26 protein-coding genes and 1 tRNA gene are annotated in these 26108 nt (G+C 39.9%); 13 read left to right on the forward strand and 14 right to left on the reverse strand.

Features of this window, described 5'->3' with window-relative positions:
- Positions 1 to 92: 92 nt before the first annotated feature.
- The 12 genes from BacF7301_RS16275 to BacF7301_RS16330 form a co-directional block, all read right to left on the reverse strand.
- On the reverse strand, positions 93 to 1235 hold the full coding sequence (locus BacF7301_RS16275; RefSeq protein WP_167964418.1) for a PD-(D/E)XK nuclease-like domain-containing protein: 1143 nt from the start codon (positions 1233 to 1235) through the stop codon (positions 93 to 95).
- Positions 1235 to 1699, reverse strand: a complete 465-nt coding sequence (locus BacF7301_RS16280; RefSeq protein ID WP_167964420.1) for a hypothetical protein — start codon at positions 1697 to 1699, stop codon at positions 1235 to 1237. Before BacF7301_RS16280 ends, BacF7301_RS16275 begins: the two co-directional genes overlap by 1 nt.
- A gap of 23 nt (positions 1700 to 1722) precedes the next feature.
- Positions 1723 to 1950, reverse strand: a complete 228-nt coding sequence (locus tag BacF7301_RS16285; protein WP_055167878.1) for a hypothetical protein — start codon at positions 1948 to 1950, stop codon at positions 1723 to 1725.
- On the reverse strand, positions 1947 to 2309 hold the full coding sequence (locus BacF7301_RS16290) for a helix-turn-helix domain-containing protein (RefSeq protein ID WP_167964422.1): 363 nt from the start codon (positions 2307 to 2309) through the stop codon (positions 1947 to 1949). Before BacF7301_RS16290 ends, BacF7301_RS16285 begins: the two co-directional genes overlap by 4 nt.
- Before the next feature lie 19 nt (positions 2310 to 2328).
- Entirely contained in the window at positions 2329 to 2523 is a 195-nt protein-coding gene (locus BacF7301_RS16295; protein ID WP_118299779.1) for a hypothetical protein, read from the reverse strand.
- A 330-nt stretch (positions 2524 to 2853) separates the two neighbouring features.
- Positions 2854 to 2920: transfer RNA gene (locus tag BacF7301_RS16300), tRNA-OTHER, on the reverse strand.
- Between the two features lie 184 nt (positions 2921 to 3104).
- Positions 3105 to 3584 carry an exodeoxyribonuclease X C-terminal domain-containing protein gene (locus tag BacF7301_RS16305; RefSeq protein ID WP_167964424.1) on the reverse strand — a complete coding sequence of 160 codons (480 nt, stop codon included), beginning with the start codon at positions 3582 to 3584 and terminating at the stop codon, positions 3105 to 3107.
- Positions 3585 to 3619: 35 nt separating this feature from the next.
- On the reverse strand, positions 3620 to 3943 hold the full coding sequence (locus tag BacF7301_RS16310; protein WP_167964426.1) for a hypothetical protein: 324 nt from the start codon (positions 3941 to 3943) through the stop codon (positions 3620 to 3622).
- A gap of 125 nt (positions 3944 to 4068) precedes the next feature.
- Positions 4069 to 4293 (reverse strand): hypothetical protein, encoded by a 225-nt coding sequence (locus BacF7301_RS16315; RefSeq protein WP_167964428.1) that lies wholly within the window; start codon positions 4291 to 4293, stop codon positions 4069 to 4071.
- A 207-nt stretch (positions 4294 to 4500) separates the two neighbouring features.
- Entirely contained in the window at positions 4501 to 4695 is a 195-nt protein-coding gene (locus BacF7301_RS16320; protein ID WP_118496584.1) for a hypothetical protein, read from the reverse strand.
- A gap of 313 nt (positions 4696 to 5008) precedes the next feature.
- Positions 5009 to 5251: a hypothetical protein gene (locus BacF7301_RS16325; RefSeq protein ID WP_167964430.1), complete on the reverse strand. Its 243-nt coding sequence runs from the start codon at positions 5249 to 5251 to the stop codon at positions 5009 to 5011.
- Between the two features lie 2 nt (positions 5252 to 5253).
- Positions 5254 to 5562: an SH3 beta-barrel fold-containing protein gene (locus tag BacF7301_RS16330; protein ID WP_245208252.1), complete on the reverse strand. Its 309-nt coding sequence runs from the start codon at positions 5560 to 5562 to the stop codon at positions 5254 to 5256.
- Positions 5563 to 5775: 213 nt separating this feature from the next.
- Here BacF7301_RS16330 and BacF7301_RS16335 point away from each other — a divergent pair, with 213 nt between their 5' ends.
- The 4 genes from BacF7301_RS16335 (at position 5776) to BacF7301_RS16350 (ending at position 8447) form a co-directional block, all read left to right on the forward strand.
- The gene (locus tag BacF7301_RS16335; RefSeq protein ID WP_167964434.1) at positions 5776 to 6207 is read left to right on the forward strand and encodes a hypothetical protein; all 432 of its coding nucleotides are present in this window, start codon (positions 5776 to 5778) and stop codon (positions 6205 to 6207) included.
- 371 nt (positions 6208 to 6578) lie between these two features.
- A complete protein-coding gene (locus BacF7301_RS16340) occupies positions 6579 to 7523 on the forward strand; it encodes a S24 family peptidase (RefSeq protein ID WP_167964436.1) in 945 nt (314 codons plus the stop codon).
- 57 nt (positions 7524 to 7580) lie between these two features.
- Entirely contained in the window at positions 7581 to 8075 is a 495-nt protein-coding gene (locus BacF7301_RS16345; protein WP_167964438.1) for a hypothetical protein, read from the forward strand.
- 66 nt (positions 8076 to 8141) lie between these two features.
- Positions 8142 to 8447, forward strand: a complete 306-nt coding sequence (locus tag BacF7301_RS16350; RefSeq protein WP_167964440.1) for a hypothetical protein — start codon at positions 8142 to 8144, stop codon at positions 8445 to 8447.
- Between the two features lie 423 nt (positions 8448 to 8870).
- Here BacF7301_RS16350 and BacF7301_RS16355 read toward each other — a convergent pair whose 3' ends face one another.
- The gene (locus BacF7301_RS16355; RefSeq protein WP_167964442.1) at positions 8871 to 10079 is read right to left on the reverse strand and encodes an ROK family transcriptional regulator; all 1209 of its coding nucleotides are present in this window, start codon (positions 10077 to 10079) and stop codon (positions 8871 to 8873) included.
- A 135-nt stretch (positions 10080 to 10214) separates the two neighbouring features.
- Positions 10215 to 11741 (reverse strand): group II intron reverse transcriptase/maturase, encoded by a 1527-nt coding sequence (gene ltrA / locus BacF7301_RS16360; protein ID WP_245208245.1) that lies wholly within the window; start codon positions 11739 to 11741, stop codon positions 10215 to 10217.
- Between the two features lie 812 nt (positions 11742 to 12553).
- Between ltrA and BacF7301_RS16365 the strand changes: the two genes are divergently transcribed.
- The 9 genes from BacF7301_RS16365 (at position 12554) to BacF7301_RS16405 (ending at position 26024) form a co-directional block, all read left to right on the forward strand.
- Complete coding sequence (locus BacF7301_RS16365; protein WP_167964444.1) at positions 12554 to 13000, forward strand: NanQ anomerase/TabA/YiaL family protein; 447 nt, start codon at positions 12554 to 12556, stop codon at positions 12998 to 13000.
- A gap of 216 nt (positions 13001 to 13216) precedes the next feature.
- Positions 13217 to 14458 carry an MFS transporter gene (locus BacF7301_RS16370; RefSeq protein ID WP_167964445.1) on the forward strand — a complete coding sequence of 414 codons (1242 nt, stop codon included), beginning with the start codon at positions 13217 to 13219 and terminating at the stop codon, positions 14456 to 14458.
- Positions 14459 to 14489: 31 nt separating this feature from the next.
- A complete protein-coding gene (locus BacF7301_RS16375; RefSeq protein ID WP_167967228.1) occupies positions 14490 to 15407 on the forward strand; it encodes a dihydrodipicolinate synthase family protein in 918 nt (305 codons plus the stop codon).
- Between the two features lie 11 nt (positions 15408 to 15418).
- Entirely contained in the window at positions 15419 to 16594 is a 1176-nt protein-coding gene (locus tag BacF7301_RS16380) for an AGE family epimerase/isomerase (protein ID WP_167964446.1), read from the forward strand.
- Positions 16595 to 16636: 42 nt separating this feature from the next.
- Complete coding sequence (locus BacF7301_RS16385; RefSeq protein WP_167964447.1) at positions 16637 to 17800, forward strand: sialidase family protein; 1164 nt, start codon at positions 16637 to 16639, stop codon at positions 17798 to 17800.
- Between the two features lie 11 nt (positions 17801 to 17811).
- Positions 17812 to 19083, forward strand: coding sequence for a sialidase family protein (locus tag BacF7301_RS16390; RefSeq protein WP_167964448.1), 1272 nt, complete (start codon positions 17812 to 17814; stop codon positions 19081 to 19083).
- 10 nt (positions 19084 to 19093) lie between these two features.
- A complete protein-coding gene (locus BacF7301_RS16395) occupies positions 19094 to 22360 on the forward strand; it encodes a SusC/RagA family TonB-linked outer membrane protein (protein ID WP_167964449.1) in 3267 nt (1088 codons plus the stop codon).
- A 22-nt stretch (positions 22361 to 22382) separates the two neighbouring features.
- Positions 22383 to 23933: a RagB/SusD family nutrient uptake outer membrane protein gene (locus tag BacF7301_RS16400; RefSeq protein WP_167964450.1), complete on the forward strand. Its 1551-nt coding sequence runs from the start codon at positions 22383 to 22385 to the stop codon at positions 23931 to 23933.
- Positions 23934 to 23981: 48 nt separating this feature from the next.
- On the forward strand, positions 23982 to 26024 hold the full coding sequence (locus BacF7301_RS16405; protein ID WP_167964451.1) for a fimbrillin family protein: 2043 nt from the start codon (positions 23982 to 23984) through the stop codon (positions 26022 to 26024).
- The last annotated feature ends 84 nt before the right edge of the window (positions 26025 to 26108 follow it).

A 26108-nucleotide genomic window follows, 5' to 3' on the forward strand; every position in this document is an offset into this window, starting at 1 on the left:
AGATGTTTTGGAAGCGTATTTCTCTATTCTATCAGAGCACTGCATAAGTAAACGCTCTATTATTTGAATATCTGTTTTACATAAATTCATTATTAAAAATCATCAATAGCAACCGGATGAAGCGTCTTTTGACTCCATTCAGGCAACTGCATATCAATAATACCTCTAGCTCCTTCTTCTGCTTTGGCATCGTATCCCGGAAACCAGTTCTTATCAAAGCAATCTTTTACAATCGAAAGAGCATAGTGGTATTTGTATTTCCCATTTGCCAAATCGTCAGGAGACCAGAAAAGAACAGCCACATCGTAAGGTTCTACTGTCTGCAACATAATCATTATAGTTACGTTGAAGTTCCGGCAGGTGATACCGCTCATTACTTCCTGATACATACCTTCGGATAACTCATACTTGAGTTTGCCACAATCATAATAAAACTTGCCGAGTTCGTCGGCTCGTGTGGTCTTGAAGGAAATGACAGCGTTTACACCGATGTTTTCCTCTACATTGAAATAATCCGGTCTTACCCGTACATTCAATCCGGTTTCTTCATCTTTGCCATAAAAAGACACTTCTGAATAAGCCCCTTTCAATAACTGAGGGATAATACCACCGCCATACCAATAATAGTTTCTTTCAAGAGCCTTTATCACCATGCTCATATCTTCACTAATAAAGGAATATCCCAAGTCTATACATTTCTGCTTCTTGTAGTCACGATGCTCTTTCAAGTCATTAAAATTCCATCTTTCAGAAGGTATTTCTTCTTCAACATCTGGAATATAATTTTTATCATTTGAAAGTAAATCGTTGTAGAACTTAATCATTCCAATCACTCCTTCTTTGGATGATTGACTGTATTTAGGTTCTACTTTTACAAGCTCAAATAAACGTGGTTCCAAGAATGCCATGTGAGCAAATGTCCCTAACTGAAAGCAAGGCTTTTCTTTTTCCTCAAACACCCTTTCGTAATCATAATAAAATGAGCGGGGAGTCTTGAGAGCGTTCTTTAGGTTAGAAGAAGAAATATGCTTGCTTTTCAAATACATATCCATCGGGTCACGTTTTACCACTCCGTTAACACTTAATCCTTTCAAGTCTATATTAATAGGTGGTTTGTGAAAGTTTGAATATATGAAATCAAGCATTTCCTCTTTTGTGGGATAGTCTTCCGGGTTATAGGCAGAAGGGTTAAGTTCTTCCCCTTCTGCAAATACATTTAAGTCAAACGTTTCCATTATCCGGCAACAGGTAAGTTTATAAGCAAAGGCTTAACAGACCAATTGTCTGACTGGAAATTATTGGTCTTATTCTTTCTTTTACCCATGTAGGTGATTTTTAGAGGAGTACCTCTTTTGAGAGCACCATTCTCGATGTACTGCTCCAAAATACCTACTAATCTTCGGGAGCCGTTGGTTATAGTTTGAACTGTTCCATCCTCCTTTCTTTCCAAAAAGAAAGCACAATCCAAATCTATTAATTCATCTGGATTGGTAGCACTCAATACCTTTTGTGGTTTGATTTCTGCAAAAAACATTTTCTTGAATTCTCCCGCATGTTCTGGAGACCAATAATTGCCGCACAAGTCTATCGGAAGCTCTTGAGCATCCTCTAAAGATGGGAGTTCATTTTTGCTCAAATCTGCTGCTTGAATCTCGAAGGAAGATTCTTTTTCTCTAATAGCCAATTCTTTTTCATTCATAATCGTAAAAATTAAAGGGTTAATTATATTCTTTGTTCTTTAGAATCAATAGCGTAAAGAAGCACATCACAAGCATTGATTGCATAAGGAGACATTTTCGTGGTTCCGGTCTTTTCTGCCCGTATTTTCTTTTCTGCTATCAGCTTTTCAAGCCTATAACGACCGCCTACAAACTCTTTTGCCTGCTCTTTGTTGAGAGAAACTCTGCTACCTATTCGATACAGAGTATTTAGTTTTGCTTCTGCATTCATTCTGACCTCCTTACTCTTTCGATAGTTTCAACTCTTGTTCTTCTTGCCCTTCTCATATCACTCTGTTCGTGATAAAGTGAAAAAGAAAAAAGGCATAAAAAACAGCAAGCAACTGCAGAACGTGCAACAGGAGAGAAGTCCATAGTAAATTTCATTCCTGTCATTCGTTCATAAAACATTGTCGCCAACTCTCTTCCGTTTCTAATTCGAAGAATTCTGAAAGCCTCTTGCAGTTGGTTATTTATCGTGCTCAACGCCCTGCATTTCATCGAAGCTATTTCCTTCTTCTCATACCCCTGTGCGTACATTCGTGCTGTAACTTCACATTCAGGTGTAAGTTCTGTTAATACTCTTTCCATAATCGTGTAAGTTGATTGGTTACGCAGTTCTGGTAACTATAACAATGCCTTTTTCTTTGAATGATTCAGACTTCCATTTCTTGCCTTCACTGTAATGCTTGGCGTTCAAAAGGGATACATTGTTACGAATTGTCTCTAATGAAGATATTGGCAACTTGATTGTTGCTCCTTTCTTCATGGTTTTCATTTTTTCTTTGCTACTTACTTTTTCCATAAGCTGTTTTTATTAGTGATTGTGGATAAGCCCCGATTCGAACGGGGATGGGCTTTACTGCCAATAAGCGAGAGTCCCGGCATACGTTCCGTGCGTCTTCCAATTCCGCCACTTATCCATGATTGCCACATTAGCGCTCTAATGTGGACTTTGATATTCTTGTTCTTTTATTGATAAACATTCACTCTCACGAGCTACTTTGTTCCCGGATACCGAATCAACGGACACCGGGATAGATGCAGAACATTTAAAAATCAAATAAATACAGGGGCTTAAACCCTACGACGTCCTTTTCGTCGGCATCATTGGTTAAACATAAAATAAACTTAGTGAAGGAACCCGGACTCGAACCGGGAATGCCAAGCTTTACCGCATCTGCCAATTCCGCCATTCCTTCAAATAAAAAGATGCGCTATCTTCACAGACCGCGCACCCGTACAACACAAACACAAAATAAAACACGATAAAACTACTATATTTTTCAGAATCCGCCCGGCTGGTTTCCCTTACTCACAGTACTGACTTATTGCAGGAACCTTATGCCGGATTATCGGTCTACCTTTTTGCGGATTTCTAGTTTTTTAATAATCAAATATATCTTCATCAGCCTCTCCGTTACAATAGGCTCTATCAACCTCTTTATTCATAGAATGTAAAAGTCCACTACACAAATCAGGAAATGACGGTATCTTATGTAATTCTGTAGATGTTATGTATTTTTCTACACTTTTGCAAATTGGATTATCTTTGTCTATCGTTTTAAAGGATGTATAGCTATTGTTATCAATAAATGGTGTTTCCAATCGCTCAAATGCTTCTCTATTCCTTATATGCTTATACATTAACTCAACCGGAAAAGTCATTTCGAGGTTATCTTTCTTAATCATTATCGCAACTGCATCATATATCGCCTGCTCTTCATCGGTTAACTTAAACCAACTAATATTTTCAAAGCACCACATGATATACCCTATGTGGGTAAGTATGATATATTTTATTTCTTGTCCTTTGTACTTGCCAAAGGGCAATGTTCTTTCTTGATTCATTACTTTATTTGACATACGCTGCAACCGTTTTCGTTTATTGAGTTCATAAGCTACTTTAATTTTCTGCCACAAAACGGGCAGTAGTTAATATTAAAGCCATAATAACCAGTTGCACTACCCCAAGTTAAGGGTATATCAATGTCTACGCATAGAGTTTCACCATCGTAACTTAAATCACACTCTTTTGACTTATGGGTAGCAACTCTTTCTTGTTTGCAGAAGTCACACCCTTCGATTTCTTCAGGATGAGCATCTGCCCAAGTAACGCCAGAACCAAACATATTTATCATATCGGTTCTATCAAAGCCTTCTAAGCCATTCAAACCATCTACTTCGGCATTTGCTGCCAGTTCGACTTCTTGCCCTCTATTCATACTTATTTATGTTATTAGTTAATTAATATCGCTTCCTATAAATGCCGCTATGGTATCAAATTCATCCTTTGTATACTCATAGCCGTTAATAATTATAATTTCATTCATTACTATTCTTTATTTGATTATTCTTTTTTCTCCTTGATAGTCACATTATCATCCTTATCAATCTCATAGCAGGCAGGGCAATAGCACTTTTCATCTTTTATTAACCAGCATCCTTTGTTTTCTGCATCTTCCTTTGCCGAATTTTCATTCCACCAAAGACTTTTGTCTAGATATTCATTTATATACACCTTCTGGCATACATCACAAGACAATCCATATGCTTTTCTTTCAAATACTCCCATAATCCTACTCCTTTCTATTAATTTGAACTTATTCGTGTAATTCTATATAGGCAATTCTGACAAAGACGAAAGTCCCAATACATATAATACCCATTATAACAATAGACATTAATTTCATGGGGCTAGATGTCGTAATAGCCCCATATAGCATACCAATAGCACATAAGGCTAAAATTATGGATAAAATAAACTGGATTAGTTTCATATTCAATCCTCCTTTTCGATTTTAAACCCTTTATCTTCGAGATAACTAATTATAGTATCTTCGCTTATCTGATTTAGGACTTCTGTTTCATCCATTTCAGAAACCAAACTAGATGTATCGAAATACTCTACGCAATCAGATGCATTTACAAGTGATAATAAACTATCAGCATCTACTTTTGAATAATAATGTGACATAATCGTATAATTTAAAATTTGTGCCCTATCTGATTCTCACTATCAGTTGCCAGTTTCAAGCTGTCAATAGGGCTATATGATGAATCACTTAGATAGCGTTATAGCTCGCCTAACCTGCTATATGCTTACTGATAAAGACTTTTCGGACTTCCAAGTGATGTTTATAACTAATTCAAACCTTCAACCGGTCACGGCATTTCTGCTATGGTTGAATTTCTTTTCGTATTAACCAAAATGTCAAAGAACTAATCAATAGAACCCTGCCCGATTCTCGCTATCGGCTGCCGTTCAATCCGTCAGCAGGGTAGGGGTGTTATGCGTATCGGCTCAATCCTTGAACCATACAGAGGGCATCGTAATCCATACCATCGTCTTCTTTAGCATCAAGTCCTAGAATTGCTTTGTAAGTCTCTATTTCTTCTTGCATCACTTCGATAATATCAGCCTTGCAATCTACGTTGTAAACTTTACAGGCTGTTGCTTCATCCATATTCTGAACATTATCCAAGTCTCTGTATAAGGCGTTCAAGCCTTGTTCTAATTCGTAGTGTGTCATAATCATACTATTTTTATAAGGTTAAACTTCTTGAAAGAACGCCAGCCACCTACTTCGGTATCCCAATAATTGAAAAGGTCTTCATTCTTTCGCACACCAGTACCTTTTATCTTATCGTGAATCTTTTCTTTTTTCATCGTACCGAAAGCTTGTCTGATTTCACCATTCACTTTTTGATAGAAAAATTGAACTGTTTTAGTTTTCATCTCTTTGGCAAGCCGGCAAACTTGCCAAGCTTTTTTCAGGCATTCAGAGAAACTTTCGCCTGTTACTTTAAAGAAGCGCCAAGCAAGGCTCATGACCTCTTTCATCTGATTTTTAAAATTCGTGCTCATAATCGTGTATTTTAATATGTATGTACTATTGCATTACTCAACTCAATACGCTACCTTTGCTTCGTGATTGATTGATGATGCAAATATACTATATAATTCTAAAGCATAACAATAAATGCTTTAGAATTATATAGTATTAAACATCATTTAACTATTAGGCCACTTTATACCTTATTATAATATGGAGACATGGATATATATTCAGCAAAAGAAAAAGATGATATATTGATAGAGATTATATCAAAAGATTGCATCTCTATTGATACTAAAAGAGGAATGTCTATTATTGACGAGTTTCTATTTCCAGAAGGGTTAATCGAAAAACCAATGCGATTATGCATGCCGGACCACTATATATGCACGGCAACCCAAAAAGGTAAAGATTTTATAGAGATAGGAGGCTTTCAAGCATTACAAAAGGAGCATGAGGATGAAATTAACAGAAAGAATGAATTGGATAAGTTAATGTCAGAAAACCTAAGATTACAAAATGAAGAATTGAACTATAAAAAGAAAATAAGGCATCAGGAATCCATTATACGCCTACATCAATATATTGAAGCCGTATCATGGATAGTATCAATCGTAGTCGCCTCAATCCTTATTTTCTCTAAAAATTAAGTGGGATGTATCATTATAACATTCAATATTCAATTGATAATCTTTCATAAGTAATGCAAGAGAATCACATATATGTTCAGAAAGTTCTTTATCAGATATATTACTATTCCTATAATCTGAAACTGCAATCTGGATGATTGATCGTGGATCTGGAATATGATTATCTTTATCCAATTCACAGAATGGAATAATAGGTCTTTCCATAAGCAATAAAGTAAAGCGACCAACTCCAAAGTTGCGGTTTGAAGTAAAGTCGCCTATATAGTCCCTTACGGGAGCAGTTAAACATATTAGTTGAAATCATCCGCAACTTGATTTCGATGCAAATGTATACTTTATAATTATAAAGCCAAAATAATACTTTGAATATTATGGGAATGATTGAACGTTTTTTTGAGACAATAGATAAGGCAGGAATAACCCCTTATGAAATAGAAAAAAAATATGGCGTAAAATCTGCTCAATCTAAAATATCTCAGATGAGAGATGGAAAGACTACCGGAGGGAAGGATAAATCACTTCCATCTGACATCCTTTCTGCTATATGCGAAAATAGAAATGATATAAACTCCGACTACATATTAACAGGTAGAGGGGAGCCATTGAAGAAGCAAGAAGAATCCTCAGTTGAAAACAACTCTATCAAAACAGAATCATCTATTCAAGTGATTCCACCTTTTGAGTACGACTATACAGTTATAGACTTCTTCAAAGATTATTATAGCTATTTAAACTACCAAGAAATAGAAAGAAATCTATTGAACAAACAACTCACAACACTAACAGAAGAGGAAACTGCGAAAATAGCAGGAATTATGAAATTAGACTACGAAGACTTTACGAAGGGTATTGAGATTGTCACAAATTCAACTCATACAGGGAAACTCGTGCCGGTATATAATGCAAAAGCTGCTGCCGGTAATGCGAATATAGATATGTGCGGTTCTCGTACAGGGTGGATAAATGTCGGAGATTTACTAAAAGATAGCGAGGCATCTCTGTATGTTTATGGAAATAGTATGATACCAGGATATCCTCCTGGAAGTCTTATCGGAATACGTCCACTTAATGAATCTTTTATAGAACCGGGAAGCGTATATGTTGTGCAAACAGAATCAAACAGATATATTAAAAGGCTCTATTACAATAAGGACAAAACAGCACTTATATGCATGTCAGACAATCATATAAAACATACAGATGGCCCTATGGAAGGTGACTATTTTTATCCTCCATTTGAAATTCCGATTCCAGCTATTAAAATTATATACAAAGTTACAGGGGTAATAAAAAGAAATAGTGTTTCATCTACATAGTTATTAGTTCCCCAATTTATTCAATGAATTAAAGAACAAACTAAATAAATACGCGCAATGAAAAAGATTTTATTTCTATTGATGGTTACATTGGCATGTATAACATCCAAAGCCCAAGAGAAGCAAGAAATAGTTATTAAGGCTGGCACTATAGTTCCGTTAGAAGCTATTAGTAATGTAAAGGCGTCCCAGGTGCATGAGGGACAAAATATCGACTTCAAAGTATCAAGAGATATTCTTATTAATAAAACAGTAGCTATTCCGGCAGGTACGATTGCCAAAGGGGTTGTAAGTGAAGCAAAGAGGTCTGCTTGGTTTGGAACAAAGGGACGTTTAGGTATTAAGGTTCGATTTCTAACCTTGCCCTCTGGGGATATAGTGAATTTTACTTCTTCTGAAGTTTATATTACCGGAAAAAACCGCACGCCTTTATCGGTGGTAATATTCTGTTGTACCTGTGTTCCTCTTCCTTGTGGTTCTAAAGCGGAAATGAAAATGGGATATGAATTCGATGCAACTGTTGCAAATAACACAACTGTATCCATTGAATAAATACATGAAACTGTGAAGTATATCAATCTATTTAATGATTTACAAACAAATTAAAAATTAAACGAGATGAAAAAGATTTTATTGTTAATGATGGCTATTGTGGTAGTATCATTATCATCATGTGATGAAGGTGTATCAAATGGTAGGAGAATATACAAAGCGTATTTTAAACATATATTAAAGGACCCTGACTCTTTTACGGTATATGACGAGAAATATACTAAAGATGGAGAATATACAGTAAATTGGGAATTAGATTACGGGGCAAAGAATTCGTATGGCGGAATGGTAAGAGAGCAAGTTTCATTCACTACAATTGGAAATTCCATCTTTATAGATGGAACTAGCTATGATGTAAGGGACTTTAAATAGGATTCAAATTTTATTAGTCAACTTTATAAAATATATTATTAACATTTCAATTCTACCTTAAAAATAGCAATTGTATAGTAGATTGTTTTTTGAAAAGCTTAGAAAAGGATGTCTAATATATTAGTAATCAGCTTGGTATTAAAGCCGCTACACGGGACTTCGTAACGCGTAGGTCGCCAGTTCAAGTCTGGCTAGCGGCTCTCAAATTAGAAAACGCTGATTATTAATCAAATAATCAGCGTTTCGTTTTTCTTACAGAATTCCTTTTGTATGACTAGGAATGTTTCTTTGTCTGGATTTTATGTGAAATATAAAAATACAATCTATGTTAAGCCGTATTATTGTTTTAGTTGTTGCCGGAGTTGCCGTAGTCTATATTGTTCGTTTTATAGATAACTTTCTCTCTCGGCGCAGAAGATAGAATCAACTCTCGAACATTCTGCTGCGTGCCAGCATGCAAGCCCCTACAATGCCAGCTTTATCCTTCAATTTGGAAGTCATGATGGCTGAATCTTTATTGACCAGATTTAGAGAATACTTGCGTACTGCTGTTTTGATAGGCTGGGTGATATAGTCACCGGTTAATGATAGGGTTCCGCCTATGATAACCAATTCGGGATTAAAGATATTTATTAATCCTGCAATCTGTTTTCCAAGTTTCTGTCCGATCTCTTCTACTATCTCGATACAGAGCAAATCCTCTTTATTCACGGCAGCGATAATTTCATCAAGAGTCAATGCATTATCTTTTGATAAGATTCTGTTTGATAAAATAGAACTCTCTCCATTTTGAATACGTTCGATTAATATTCTATGAAGGGCGGAACCGGACGCTTCGGTTTCCAGACATCCTTTTTTTCCGCAATGACAAATGATTTCGTTATCAAAGACATTTGTATGTCCAAATTCTCCGGAAAAGCCCGATTTTCCAGTATATATTTTCCCGTCAATAATAATGCCGATGCCTAATCCCCAACTAACATTTACAAAGATAATATCTTTTTCTCCTTTTACGCATCCCTTCATGTATTCTCCATAGGTCATGGCGCGTGTATCATTATCTATTGTTACCCGAAATCCAATTTTCTCAGTTAGTACTTCTGCTAAGGGTCTTTCTTCGAAATTAAATAGACTGAAACTATAACCGGATTCAGGATTTACTCTGCCGGAAACATTGATATTGATATTTAATATTTTATCATTATCAACATCTACTTTCTTTATAAATTGAAGAATAAGTCTGCATAGCTCATCAAGTGCTTCTGAAGTATTTTCAGATTTAAAAGGGATATTCATTTTTAATTCTACCATATCACCTTTGAAATTGATTAAACCTATATTAATCGCAAATTTCTTGATGTCTACTCCAATGAAGTATCCGGATTCGGGGTTAAGACCATACAGGCTGGGGTAACGTCCGCCACTTGTCTCCAATTTGCCATAATCATTAATATAGCCTTCTTCACACATTTCACTAATGAATTTTGTGACAGTTGGGACACTAAGATCTAGCTCTTTTGCTAAATCTGTAATAGTAGAACTACCATTATATATATAATGCGTAATAATCTTCTTCTTGAGAAGAGCATTTTTGGTTCCTGCTTCTATTTCTTTCAGTAAATGTTGTTTCATCTTAGTTCTTCTTTATTGTTATGTAGGTCAGCGAGGTTTCCCCCGCTTTCCCCATTAAGAACTGTACGTGCGAGTTTCCCCGCATACAGCTCCGATAATTCTAAATTTAATTCTCACAAAATTAAATCGGTTCAGTCACATTATTAATGCGCTTTCCGATAAAGTATCCACTTTCGCGGAACGAACCCGCCAACCTTTCTTTTGTCGTCTTTCAAAGTAGGCATCCCAAGTTGTGTCAAATGGATTGGCTTCTTTCTTTATCTTAATGTACCGTTCAATCGATATGTCTGCCAACTTCAATAATACAAAGGTATACTTTTTATCGCAATCCTCATAATTAAAGCCAAACATCCAGTCTCTTGAACCTATCTTAATAAAGTATTTGTCCTTTATCCATTTCCTCGACTTGTTTGTATGCCTTCTATATGACCATCTCTTTAACTGTAAGGTCAAGATGTGGTCTGTCTTGCTGAACACTCGCTTTGATACTACATGTTTGTAATAGTTTCCCCAGCCTCTTAATACGGGGTTGAGTTCTTCTATCAAAACCTGCTGTGATACCGATTTATGACTAAATATAATATCATGCAGCTTCTCTGTGAACCGTTTCTGACTCTTCTTCGATGGCTTGATTAATAATGTTCCGTTGTATTTCCGGATATTAAAGCCTAAAAAGTCAAAACCGTCTTTCACATGCGTAATCTTCGTCTTCTCCTGCGAGAGTGTCAATCCCCTTTCTGCCAGAAAGTCGTTCAGCAATGCCTTAATCTCTTCCAGTGTCTTCCGTTTATCTGCCGTGACACAAAAATCATCGGCATACCTTACAAGATGCACTTTCGGATAGTATAACTTTCCATTCATATACTTTTTGGCATATCTTTCTTCCAGCAGCTTTTCCATTCCGTCCAGCGTGGTGTTCGCCAAGGTCGGGGAGATGATGCCTCCTTGCGGAGTGCCCTCCACGGTGGGGATAAGCAATTTATTGAATACCACACCACATTTGAGCCACTTCCTGAGTACGGTCTTGTCAGTTCGTACGTTACCGAGAAGCCATTCATGACTGATGTGGTCGAAGCATCCCTTGATGTCTCCTTCCAGTATCCACTGTGGGGAACAATCTCTGCTTAACCATCTATGCAGGGCATCTATCGCATCGGCGGTGCCACGGTACTTACGGAAACCGTAAGAATTGTCGTCTGCCGTTGTTTCTGTTATGGGTTCTAACGCCATCAGATAAAGCGCCTGCATGGCTCTGTCCCTCATGGTCGGTATTCCCAGCGGACGTTTCTTCCCGTTACTTTTGGCGATATACACTCTTTTCAGCGGACTGGGACGATACCCACGTCTTTTCAAAGAACGAATTGCGTTCAGCTTATCTGTAGGAGTAGCCCATTTTACTTTATCCACTCCCGATGTTCGTTTTCCTTTATTGGATGTCACTCGTTTTACAGCCAATGCCTTGGCTCCAAAAGAGATAACCAAGAGATGTTGCAGGGCTTGCACCTTGTTATATCTCTTTTCTTTCTGAGCCTTTGCTATGCGGACTTGCAGCTTTCGTACCTTGCGTTCGCATCTGTTCCAGTCAATACTGTTCCATCCGCTTGCGTTTCTGGTTGAAGACGCACACTTCGTTTTCACTCCGCCCATTTGCTGTTTCTTCATTACAAAAGTTCCACATTCCTTTAGCAAAGAATTATCTTGCGGAAGTCTGCCCGTTTTCACGTGAGGTGATGTTTGAACCTCTATCCTCCTCATTACAAGGGGGCATTCGCTTTCTCCGCAATCCTTTACCCGCATATCATTCGGCGTTCCTTACGGGCGGCTTACCCGCTCTTAAAAAGAACAGGAGATATACGGGCTTACCAAGTTTCGTACAAGTAACTCATGACCGACTTAGAACCCGTCTATCCACCGGCAGAACTGCATCCGTGTAGCCCTAAAAAAGAGAGGACTATCCTGTCTGCTTACCTTTTGGTCAAGGCTTATTAATATCCGTAAGCCTTTTCTTTGTGACGATGGTGTAACGATTCACATCTGTTGTTCATATCGGTCAGCCTGGCCATCTCAATTACAGGATATTTGTATTTGTTGAATGTACCTTACGGTTCATTCTTCCTCATCGAAGATGTCGTTGTCTGAAGGGCTTCGCACCAAGCCGTTACCAGCTAAGCACGCCTTCGTAGGCTACTATTGACGGAACAATAGGTTCGATTGTAATCTCGAACAATTACTTAGACGACCTCTTGTCGCACCTTTTCCACAAAGATAATAAATTTATTTATTAATAGGCGTTTGACGAATTTGAATTTGTTGTAATGTCCATTTCTGTATTCTTCTTTGGCATAAATGACTAATGCAAAATATCTGGTTTCATAAATTGATATAATAAATAAATTTATTAATATAGGTGTGTATATTAAATATTAGCCCTATATTTGTGCAGATATTGTTTTACTATAAATGAAAGGAGAAATATGATTGTATCTAATCTGCAAAATAGTCAGCGCATTGAAGGGCTCCATCCTATGTTTGGGCTTCTGTTTGATTATGTGAAAACGCATGATTTACTTCATGCGGATTTGGGGCGTATTGAGATTGATGGTGAGCGCCTGTTTATTAATAATGTAAATCCGGAGTGTGTAGCTCCTGATAAGCAGGTTTTAGAGTTGCATCACGATTACATTGATGTGCATATTCTGTTAGAGGGCGCAGAGACGATTGGCTGGAAAGCTTTAGAGGATTTGCAAAATGAGGTTAAGGCATATTCTAAAGAGGAAGAATGTGCCTTATATTCAGATCGTCCTACTACTTATGTTAATCTGCTGCCGGGGCAATTTGTGATTGTATATCCGGAAGATCCTCATGCGCCGGTTATCGGTCATGGTAAAATTCGTAAGTTAATAGCTAAAGTCAAGCTTTGATTTACTATTGGTTTGCTTTTCAATGCAAAAAAAAGGTAGCGTTATTTATTTGTAGTAACGCTACCTTTTTAGTTGTGTAGGCTATTGTTATGCATTGCTTATTAATTAATCTGTGACTATATAATAAAATATTTAATTAAATGTTTGGATAATAATAAAAATGTCGCTATGTTTGCAAGTGGTTTAATACGAGTGAAACATAAAAAATTACTTTATATGAAAAACAAGAGTATTTATCCCTGGGTGGTAGTTGGTTTATTGTGGATAGTGGCGCTTCTTAATTATATGGATCGTCAGATGCTTTCTACTATGCAAGAAGCTATGAAAGTCGATATTGTGGAGTTGAATAAAGCAGAGGCTTTTGGTGCTTTGATGGCTATTTTCTTGTGGATATATGGTTTTATGAGTCCTGTTGCCGGGATAATAGCAGATAGGGTAAATCGTAAATGGTTGGTGGTTGGCAGTCTTTTTGTTTGGTCTGCTGTTACTTTCTTGATGGGATATGCTCAAGATTTTCACGAACTTTATTGGTTGCGTGCTATAATGGGAGTCAGTGAAGCGTTGTATATTCCATCGGCTTTGTCGTTGATTGCTGACTGGCATGAAGGGAAATCGCGTTCTTTAGCGGTAGGAGTACATATGACGGGATTGTATGTAGGACAGGCTATCGGTGGTTTCGGAGCTACGGCGGCTGCGGCTTTTTCTTGGCAAGCTACTTTTCACTGGTTTGGTATTGTTGGTATCGCCTATTCTTTGGTACTTATATTATTTTTGAAAGAAAATCCTATCCATAATATTGCTATTAAGGAAATAGGCAATGCTCCTAAAGAGAAGAAACCCTCTGTTATAAGTGGTCTTTCTTTACTATTTACTAACTGGGCATTTTGGATAATTCTTATCTATTTTGCTGCTCCCAGCCTTCCGGGATGGGCTACAAAAAACTGGCTTCCGACATTGTTTGCAGATAGCCTGAATATTCCTATGGCCGAGGCAGGTCCGATCTCTACCATAACAATTGCAGTATCGTCTTTTATCGGTGTTATTCTAGGTGGAATATTGTCCGACCGTTGGGTGCAAAAAAATATTCGTGGACGTATTTATACTGGAGCTATTGGCCTGGGAATGACTATACCGGCGTTGCTTTTGCTCGGTTTTGGTCATAGTTTTATCAGTGTGATTGGTGCGGGTCTGCTCTTTGGTATTGGTTTTGGAATATTTGATGCAAATAATATGCCTATCCTATGTCAGTTTGTCTCGGCAAAACACCGTGCAACTGCTTATGGCATAATGAATATGACCGGAGTATTTGCCGGAGCTGCCGTGACCGAACTTCTTGGCAAATGGACAGATGGTGGAAGCTTGGGACAAGGATTTGCCATGTTAAGTATTGTAGTGACTGTGGCATTGGTACTTCAAATCTATTTCTTAAGACCGAAGACAGATAATATGGTAGATTGAGAATAATACTAACTTTATAAAAAATAAAATGATGGAACGAATTAAAGGACTTATTGATGCACCGTTTACTCCTTTTTATGAAAATGGTGAAATAAATTTAGAACCAATTGAAGCATACGCCAAAATGTTGGTAAAGAATGGGCTGCAAGGAGTTTTTATCAATGGATCTTCCGGTGAAGGCTATATGCTGACAGAAGAAGAACGCATGCAACTGGCCGAACGCTGGGTATCTGTTGCACCCGAAGGTTTTAAAGTAATCGTGCATGTTGGTAGTTGCTGTGTGAAGGCGAGCCGTATGCTGGCCGAACATGCACAAAAAATTGGTGCATGGGGGATTGGTGCTATGGCTCCACCCTTTCCGAAGATTGGACGTATTGAAGAATTAGTTAAGTACATCGAAGAGATTGCATCCGGTGCACCCGAACTTCCTTTCTATTATTATCATATTCCGGCATTTAATGGCGCTTTTTTGCCAATGGTTAAACTGTTGGAAGCAGTAGACGGACGTATTCCTAATTTCGCGGGTATCAAATATACTTTTGAAAGCATGTATGAGTACAATCAGTGTCGTTTATATAAGAATGGTAAGTTTGATATGTTGCATGGCCAGGACGAAACGATTCTTCCTTGTCTGGCTATGGGCGGTGCTCAGGGTGGCATTGGCGGAACTACCAATTATAACGGAAAAGAATTAGTCGGTATTATTGATGCATGGAAAGCCGGTGATTTGGAGACAGCCCGCGAACGCCAAAACTTCTCACAGGAAGTGATTAACGTCATCTGCCATTTCCGTGGAAATATAGTCGGCGGAAAACGCATCATGAAATTGATAGGTCTTGATTTAGGTAAGAACCGTACTCCGTTCCAGAATATGACAGATGCGGAAGAGGCGCAGATGAAAGCAGAATTGGAAGCAATCCATTTTTTCGAACGTTGCAATAAACTCTAATCGTACAGGTCATGAACGTAACAGAATACATAAATCAATGGGCTATATCCTATAAGGACGACATAATGAATAACATTATGCCGTTCTGGATGAAGCATGGCTTGGATCGTAAGCATGGCGGTGTCTATACTTGCGTCAATCGCGATGGTAGTATAATAGATACTACGAAGTCTGTATGGTTTCAGGGACGTTTTGGTTTCATAGCAGCATTTGCATATAATAATATAGAGAAGAATCCCGAATGGCTTTCCGCTTCGAAAAGTTGTATTGACTTTATAGAAGCCCATTGCTTTGATACGGACGGACACATGTTTTTTGAAGTAACGGAAGAAGGTACTCCTTTGCGTAAACGTCGTTATGTGTTCTCCGAGGGGTTTGCTGCTATTGCAATGGCTGAATATGCTTTGGCAACCGGTGATAAAAAATATGCAGAAAGAGCTTTGGAGATTTTCAAGAGCATACAGCATTTCTTAGAAACTCCCGGTTTGCTGGAACCGAAATATCTGCCTTCATTGGAAGCACGAGGTCATTCAATAACGATGATCTTGATAAACACAGCTTCTCGAATCCGTATGGTTGTTGATGACCCGGTGTTGACAGAACAGATCGACCGTTCGATTGCAGCATTGCGTCAATACTTCATCCATCCCGAATTCAAAGCTTTGCTTGAGATGGTAGGACCCAATGGTGAATTTATTGATACTTGTAACGGACGTCTCATAAATCCGGGACATTGTATTGAAACAGCCTGGTTCATCATGGAAGAAGCTAAATATCGCAACTGGGATAAGGATTTACTCCAATTGGCTCTTCAAATTCTTGATTGGTCTTGGGAATGGGGATGGGACAAGGAGTTCGGTGGAATCATCAATTTCCGTGACTGCCGTAATCTTCCGGTTCAAGACTATTCTCAGGATATGAAATTCTGGTGGCCGCAAACAGAAGCTATTATTGCTACTTTATATGCTTATCAAGCTACCGGAGATGAGAAATATCTTCAGATGCACAAGCAGATCAGTGATTGGACGTATGCTCTTTTCCCCGATACGGAGTACGGAGAATGGTATGGTTATCTTCATCGTGACGGTACCGTAGCCCAACCCGCCAAAGGGAATCTCTTTAAAGGTCCTTTCCATATACCTCGTATGATGATTCGTAGTTATATGCTTTGCAAGGAACTTCTTTGAAATATTACGTAGCTTTTAAAGATAAAATCTAAAACTATTACTATGCGTATATTGAAAAGCATATTATTAGCAGGACTTATGCTTCTCTTTTCTTGTATGAAAGGAGAAGCGCAGTCCGGCGCTAAAAACACTTTTTCTGAGTTTCCTAAATACACCGTGTTTTCTGCCGGGGATGATAATGTGAATAGTTATCGTATTCCTTCATTATTGACAGCTAAAGATGGTTCTTTGATTGTATTTTGTGAAGCGCGTAGAGAAAGTTGGCAAGATAAAAGTCGTACAGATATAGTAGTGAAGCGTAGCACAGATAATGGTCAGACATGGTCGGTTATGCAAGATTTGACAAAGGGAACTACCGGTGCTTATATGGATCCAACCCCCATTTTGGATTCAAACACTGGCAAAGTCTTTCTTTTTACGACTTTCTGGCCGGCAAAGGATCATTCAGGAGCTGGCAACCGTGCCATCCTTATCACTTCGGATGATAATGGTCAGACATGGTCTACTCCTGCCGATGTTACTGCATCTTTGATACCTGATGGACGTTATATATATGGTTTTGGTCCGGGAGCAGGATTGCAGATGGTAGGTGAGAAGTACAAAGGACGTTTAATTCTGCCAGCCCGTATTTCAGATGCAGAAAGAAAAACTGCACATGACGTTGCTATTTTCTCTGACAATCATGGTGAAACGTGGACAGTAGGCGGAAATGGAGATACAGATAATGAGTTCCAGATTGCAGAATCTCCAAATGGAGTTTTAGTGTATAATGCCCGGGTATCAGGTGCACGTATGGTAGCATATAGCAAAGACGGCGGCATGACTTGGAGTAAAGCTGTGAAAGAGCCGGCTCTGCCTGGCGTGTCTAAAGGCTGCCAAGCTAGTGTGTTAGGGAAAAATGCACATCTTTATTTCTCTGGAATAAAGGGAATTCCGGAAACACCGGAATATGACGAAAGAGCTGGATTGACTTTATATAAAAGCTGTAATGGCGGGAAAACTTGGAATGATGGTCTGCTTTTGTATGACAAAGCTTCCGGATACAGCTGTATGGCTTTGCTACCGGACGGACGGATGGCGATAATCTTTGAGACAGCAGATACGCAATCGTTTACTCGTAAATCATTACCTAATATAAAACCTCTTAAACGTCCGGCTGACTGGATGAAGCTAGATTTAATTTTAGTGCCTATTATTAATCTTTAATTTTTTTATTTATGAAATACTTATTTAATGCTCTAGTTTTAAGCATTGGATTGTTCTTTTTTAATGCCTGCTCAGATGATAACGTTAATGACTTCAGTCCGGTACCTTATCCGGATGAAGTTGTGGACCCAAATCCTGATCCTGACCCTGATTCAGAACCGGTATGGGAGGTAACTTCTCCAACAATTACCGTATTCAATTCAAAAGCAAGTAATGACATTTCATATCGTGTTCCTGCCATAGCGGTTACAAAGAAAGGTAGCATACTCGTTTTTTGTGAAGCTCGCTATGGGACTTGGCAAGACAAGGCGGGTCGGACAGATATTCTGATGAAGCGTACTACTGATAAGGGAGTAACATGGACTGAAAAGAATTTAACCAATCAAGCTACTTCGTCAAAGTTGTCATATATGGATCCGACTGTTGTTGTTGACCAAGTTACAGGGAAAATCTTTTTGTTTACCTCTTTATGGGATGCCGTAGGTAAAGAGTCTGCCAAGCAAGGTTATAATAATAGAGCTATTATGTACACTTCGGAAGATGATGGATTAAATTGGACAAGAAAAGATCTCACAGACGAGGTGACAATTGGGGTTTTTAGCGGTGCGAAAAGAATGATTGGTAGCTTCGGTCCTGGTTCTGGGGTACAAATGACATCGAGTGAACAATATAAGAACCGTCTGATTGTTCCCATACGCACTTTCAAAGTGGATGAAGCTGCTGGAACCGTTTCAAATGGTGGAAATACAGCTATGTGGTCGGATAATAACGGGGTGACATGGGAAACCGGGCAACCTAATAAATCCGGTGAATGGACAGTTACGGAAGCTCCTGATGGTGCATTGATTGGAAATATCCGTTATAACGGATACCGTCAAAACTATGTAAGTACAGATGGTGGAGCCAAATGGCCTTCTTTTTCAGATTATGCTCCGACAGCACTACCTACTCCTGACAAAGGCTGTGCAGGAAGTGTTATAGTAAAAGATGACTGGCTGTATTATTGCGGACCGAAAGGGATTACTGCAACAGATGCTCACGATGATCGCGGTATATTATATTTGGCTAAAGCTAAATTCTTTGGTGGGCATTCGCATACATTTGACCCCGCAGGTCAGATAGTGCTTTATGACAAAGCAGCAGGGTATACATGTATGGCTCTTTTGCCTGATGGTGACATGGCTGTTATTGCCGAACTCGGTAATGAGCCGGGATTCCAAAAGCTATCAACTCGTCCGGTCGGATGGATGAGATTGGAACTGTTTATATTATCTACTAAATAACCTCTTTAATATGAGAAAAAGACATTTAAAGTACTGCCGGGAAGTAATTTTCATGGTAGTGGCCATGCTTTGTTCCATCGGCAGCATGTATGCACAAGTCGGGCAAGCGGTAAGTGGTGTTGTGAAAGATGTTGCGGGAGAGCCTTTGATTGGTGTCTCTGTATTGGAAGTGGGCACATCAAATGGTGCTATTACAGATTTGGATGGGAAATATACGTTAACGTTGACGAAGAGCAAATCGATTCTTGCTTTTTCATACATAGGCTATGCCCAGCAGAATATTCCGGTGGATGGACGTAAGAATATTATGGTAGTGCTGAAAGATGATGCCATAGGTTTGCAGGAAGTTATTGTCACGGGTTATGGTAAAACCGTTACTAAAGATAAACTGACGGCAGCTATATCCAAAGTGTCTTCCGAAGTTTTGGAGAAAGGTGTACGTTCCAATCCGTTGACAGCTTTGGCAGGTACGGTTACCGGTGTACGTGTTACACAAACTTCCGGTCAGCCGGGAGCAGGACCTTCTATTCAGGTACGTGCAGGTGCTTCTTTGAACGGTTCCGGTAGCCCGTTGTATATAATCGACGGTGTGCAGAAATCCGATATGAACGATATCAACAGCAACGATATTGAGTCTATCGAAGTCTTGAAAGATGCTGCTGCGACAGCGTTGTATGGAGCACGTGCCAACAATGGTGTAGTATTGGTGACTACCAAGAGCGGCCATGTGGGAAAAACAACTGTAACTTTGAACGTAAATATCGGTAAAGGTTTTGCCCGCGACAACTATGATTTTATGAATGCCCGTGACTATCTGTATTGGGAGCGTATGGCGGCAAAGCGTAGTGGAGACGATTTGAATCTGGTGAACGGATGGGGTACAGGAAATGACATTACCGCCGACGGAAATAAAAGCAGCAATGGTATCTATAGTACATCTATTCTGACGGATAAGAACAAATATCTTCTGGACTACGGCTGGCAATCGATGAAAGATCCTGCATCAGACAATTATCTATTGTTCAAGGAAACTGATTTTATGAAGTTGAACACACAGGATGCCTGGACGCAGGATTATAATGTTTCATTCTCCGGCGGAAACGATAAAGGCAAGTATTACTCAAGCATCGGATATTATGATGAAACGGGTTTCCCACTGGAGTCGGGATACCAGCGTTTGTCTTTTAACTTAAACGGTGAATATAAGATTAAGAGTTGGTTGAAAGCTTCCGGTTTCGTAAACTTTTCACGTTCGGAGACTAGTCCTAACTACATGAGCGACGCTAATTTCTGGAGTGTGGTGGCTGCGGCTCCGCCTACTTTCAAAGGGGCTAATCTGGACGGAACAGTTATTACACTGCTCAATAATACCCAGAATGCCAACTGGAATGAGATGAAGAACTACTACTATCGCAGAAATACGGCTTATAAGACCACGTTGGGAACTTCTTTCCAAGTGGATTTGATGAAAGGACTGAGCCTGAAACTGAGTGGTATGTGGTATCTTTGGATGAAAGAAACTGAATCTTTTGATAAAGAGTTGCCTACTGCTCCCGGTAAGTTGAATGCTACCCGCAAGGCCTCTGCCACTTATGCGCGCAAACTGGATCAGACTTATAACGCCATTCTTAATTATAATGCCTCATTCGGTGACCATAACGTCAGTGCAGTCGGTGGTTTTGAAATAATAGACAAATATAGCTACGGACTCTCGGCCTCAGGTCAGGGAGCTACTTCCGACGACTTTATCGGGTTGCAGTTTACTGCCCCGTTGGATGCCAATGGGAAATCTACCCGTAACATGTCTACCACTCATACACAGGAGCGTATCATGTCCGGTTTCGTAAATGCGACCTACGATTATAAGAGCAAGTATCTTTTCTCTTTTTCCGGACGTTACGACGGCTATTCCAAGTTGGTAGACAACCGTTGGGGATTTTTCCCCGGTGTCAGTGCCGCATGGAATGTGTATCGTGAAGAATTCATGGAGAAATATCTGGATATATTTTCCAACATAAAGGTTCGTATGGGGTATGGACAGAATGGTAACGTGAACGGTATCGGGCTGTACGAATTGCAGGGCAGCTATGCAAATGCCGGTAACTACAACGGTATTTACGGTCTGTTGATTAACGATATTGCTTATCCCGGATTGCGTTGGGAGAAGACGACTTCTTTTGATACTGCGATAGAATTAGGATTATTTAATAAGGTAGACTTGAGCGTAGGCTACTTCAACAAGAAGACTACCGACTTGATTGCCAATGTACCTTTGGCTTCTTCATCCGGTGTAGGCTCGATGACGACAAACAACGGTGCTGTGCGTAGCCAGGGTATGGAACTTGAAGTCAATTACCGCATTTTTGATCGTAAGGACTTTAAGTGGAATGTAGGCGCCAACATCACTTTCGTGAAATCCAAAATCCTGCAATTGCCCGATAACGGTAACGAAAACAACCGCCAGGGCGGAACGGAAGTTTACAAAGGCAAAGGTAGTAATGAAACCGTGTGGAAGGGTGGAATACAGGAAGGACAGTCTTACGGTGATATCTACGGATTTAAGATGATGAATGTCGTGCGTGACGAAGCCGATTTGGCAAACTATGCTTATTACGTGGACAAGATTCCCTCTAAACCGGTATATGGCCCGGCAGCTTATGCACAGTTGACAGTTGAGCAGCAGAAAAATGCACAGCAGTTAGCTCCGGGTGATGCTGTATGGTACGATGTGAATGGTGACGGAACTATCGACACGTACGACCAAGTGAAGCTTGGCAACGAAATTCCAAAGTGGATGGGTGGTTTCAATACGTCCGTTACATGGAAAGGTCTGACCTTGTTTGCCCGATTCGACTATGCACTGGGATATAAGAAATGGAATAGCGGTTATCAATATTTCATGGGTATCACTTCCGGTCACTTCAATGTCCCGGATTTGGCTAAAAAGACATGGACGGAAGATAATCCGGGTGCGGAACTTCCGGTATTGATGACTAACGACACTAACTTTAAAAAGAACTATACCCGTAACACTTCATTGTTCTGGGAAGATGCTTCCTATTTGTGTGCACGTGAGATTTCTTTGAGCTACGATTTACCTTCGCAGTGGACGAGAAAAGTCCTGATGGATAAAGTGACAGTGACGCTTACCGGACAGAATTTGTTCTATATAACGGACAATCGTCTCTACACTCCCGAATATGGAACTACTAGCGGCGATAAAGGCGGATACGCTTTGCCTAAGACAGTTCTGATGGGATTAAAGGTCGTGTTCTAAAATCATAAAGAAAGATAGCATTATGAAAAATATAAAATATACATTATTAGTGTTGTTGATAGGAGTCATGCAGTCTTGCGATTATTTGGACTTGAGTCCGGTAGACTCCTATGGTATCAGTAATTACTGGAGTACCAAAGATCAGGCGGAACGCTTTGTGCGCGGTTTGCATTATCGTGTTCGCGAGCGTCAGGAAGCGCTGTTCAAAATGGGTGAACTTAGAGGTGGAACTTTTTACGGCTCAAACTCTTCTTTGTTCAATCAGACTATTAGTGATGTGCCGGCTGTGACAAACAATCTCACTGAAGCTAATTATGTGATAAGCAACTGGGGCAACTTCTATATGGACATCATGCAGATTAACCATGCCATCCAGTCCGTCCCCGGCAGTTCTGCCTTGAATGAAACAGAAAAGAACTATTATATGGGTGTGTTGCACGGATTGAGAAGTTTCTATTACTTCCATCTGTTCCGTACCTATGGCGGAGTTCCTCTGATTGAAACCGCACGCGTGATGGACGGTGGTTTCACCCCTTCCGACTTGAATCAGCCGCGGGCTACGGAAGAAGAAGTCTACAATTTCCTTGTAAGAGACATCAAGGCATCGGAAGATTATTTCGCAGATGATGCATTTTCCATCAATTCCACAGACAAAAGCTCTTATTGGAGCAAGGCGGCAACAAAGATGTTGAGAGCCGAAATCCTGTTGTGGGGATGCGAGGTAAAACCCATTGGCGGTGGAAGCGTCTACTCAAAAAATATACCGGCCGACCTGGCAGCAGCCAAACAAGCGTTGCAGGATATTATAGATTGCGGCAAGTACGGCTTTGCTTCCAAGACCAGCTTTGAAGAGGTTTTTGACGTAACGAAGAAAGATAATAAAGAAATGATATTCGTTATTCGCTACATGCTGAATGAGAAAGAAAATTTCTTTAGCAAATTCATGTATCCTACGAATACCAATCTGGTAGGTTTCGAGAATGCAGATGGTGTAGAGTACAAAGGCGATAATGTGAATCCTTTGAAACTGAATGGTACTGCATCCAACTATCAGTATGCAAAAGAGTTCTTTGATACGTTCAGTGAAAGCGATATTCGTCGTAGCGCCACTTTCTTTGATGTATATAAGGTAGACGGTGGAGCGGCAGCTATACTCTTGAATAAATATAAAGGAGAACTGGACAATGATATACGTAAGTTCACGAACGACTGGCCCGTCTATCGCTATGCGGATTTGCAGTTGATGCTGGCTGAAATCGTAGCATTGCAGGGAGGCGATCCTGCTGCATATATCAATAGTGTCCGTGAACGTGCATACGGTTCCGCTTATGCTGCCAACAAATACCCCCGTAGTGGTGAAACAGCAGAAGATGCGATTCTGGAAGAACGTTCTAAAGAGTTTGTTGGTGAAGGTAAGCGTTGGTATGACATCCGCCGTATGAAGGATGGAGAATTGGCTAAGTCTCTTCAGATTAGCGTTTCGGGCGACCTTGTTGAGAAGCATCTGTTATGGCCTGTCGATGCTACTGTAATGTCGAAAGACCCGTTGGTACAGCAGACACCGGGTTATTAATCTGCCTGTCAGATTCATATCATTCATTAAAATTTAAATCATACAAAGATGAAAAAACAATCTATATTTCCGGTCTTAGGACTCTGTGCAGCGTTTCTTGCCACTGCATGCAGTGACGATGACTATACCCAGACTGATTTTACGCGTCCGGCGGGGGGAAATCAAATTTTCCTCAATTGCCAGTCACAGTTGGGTGATAATAAGACGGCTTGGGCGGCAGATAGTAAAATTGGTTTCTTCTGTGAGCAGACAAAAACAACCAATCTTGCTGTGGGAGTTGCAGCTCCTTTTGTGGGACAGACCGAGGGAATGTTCTACACACAGGTAGCGTGGGACAAAGAAGCAGGAGAACATACTTTCTATGCTTACACTCCTTATAATAAGGACAATACATCAGCGAAAGCTGTTGCCGGGGTTTTGAGTAACTCACAATTGCAGTCGGGCACGTCGAACACTCATTTGACGAACACTGCCCTGACATATGCGACAGCTAAGTCTGCCGAAGTGGAAACTGCCATTCCGATGACCTTCAAGCATGCTTTGGGATATTTGGACATCAGTTGCAAGACGGCTACCAAGTATATCGGTTGGAAAGTGAAATCTATCGATTTTTCTACAGAAGACGGCATTGCTTTAGCCGGTGATTACAAATTTGACCTTACTACCGGGCAATTCAACATAGCTGACGGCTCTTCCAAAATACAGTTGAGAGTGGACAATGCTCCGGCACTTGCTGCGAACGAGGTCTTTCACGGATATATGTCTATGAATCCTATGGACTTGTCGACGAAACGATGCAATGTAAAAGTAGCGATTGAAAAAGTCGGTGAGGATGACCTTAGCCTGACTGGTACGATTGCTTCTATCAATATACTTGCAGGCAGCATTAACACATTGAATCTGGAACTGGATAATCTGACTGCCGAACTTTTGGAAGACTTGTCTATCGATTTAAGCGCGACAGAAACTGCAAACTGCTATGTGGCAGGCAAGGCAGGACAGGAATATCGCTTTAAGGCTACCGTTATGGGTAATGGAGCGATTACTCCGGCAGTAGAGGGGGATGAAACAAAGAAGGGTATCACTCCTTCTCCGTTAACTCCTGTATCGGCTTCAATTCTTTGGCAGAGCGAAAGAAGCCTGATATCCGGCGTAAAACTGAAAAATGATTATATTTACTTTACCCTGAACGGTTCGGATGAAACGGCGTTGGAAGCAGGTAATGCCGTTATTGCCGCTTATGACGGTGCAGGAACTATTGTCTGGAGTTGGCATATTTGGGTAACAGATGTGGATTTGAACGCTAAGGTACAAACATATACTGTACATGCTGATTATGGAGCATTCCTCAATTACCAGTCGCCTATGATGATGGATCGTAATTTAGGTGCAACGGATGATAAGTTGTGGTCAACGGCTACCGATCCTAAGGGTTCACACGGCTTATTCTATCAATGGGGACGTAAAGACCCGATTATTGGTCCGAGTGATGACGCTGCAAGTGTACACGCCACAGTTTATGATAAGGACAATGAGGTTGTAAGTTGGGACTTTACAGTGGCGACATTGCTCTCAAGAGAAGATATAGCAAAATATCCGATGAAGTATATCAAGGGAGATAATTGGCTGAATGAAGATGCTTATGATTTATGGGGAAATTCGGCCGTGTATGATAGCAATGGTGGAGATGGCTCTACCGGTTCGAAATCAATTTACGACCCATGCCCACCGGGATATCGTGTTCCTCATCCTTATGTATGGAGTGGATTTACATCAACAGTCAGTGGCGGTAATCATAAAACAGGTGCTGTTACTACTAGTGCTTCTGGTGATATAACGAAACAGGGTGGTGTTACTTTCGCTAATGGTGGAACGGCTATTTATCCTAGTACCGGTTTTATCAATAACGGTGCACTGCAGCGGGTTGCCCCTGCAAGTAACGGATGCATAAGCTTATGGAGTAATGCTGCAACCAAAAAAGACTTTGGAACACAGTTCTATTATGATGCAACGAATTGTAATACTCCTAAAGGAAATAAGCGCACATTTGGTTTTGGTGTCCGTTGTATGAAAGACAATACCGCAAACTAAATAATAACTTTTCACTTAATAAATCCTTGGCGTGCTTTATCCAAATCATGCCAAGGATTCTTTTCATTATAGGACGATAGGAGT

It is taken from the genome of Bacteroides faecium, assembly GCF_012113595.1.
Classification (GTDB): Bacteria; Bacteroidota; Bacteroidia; order Bacteroidales; family Bacteroidaceae; genus Bacteroides; species Bacteroides faecium.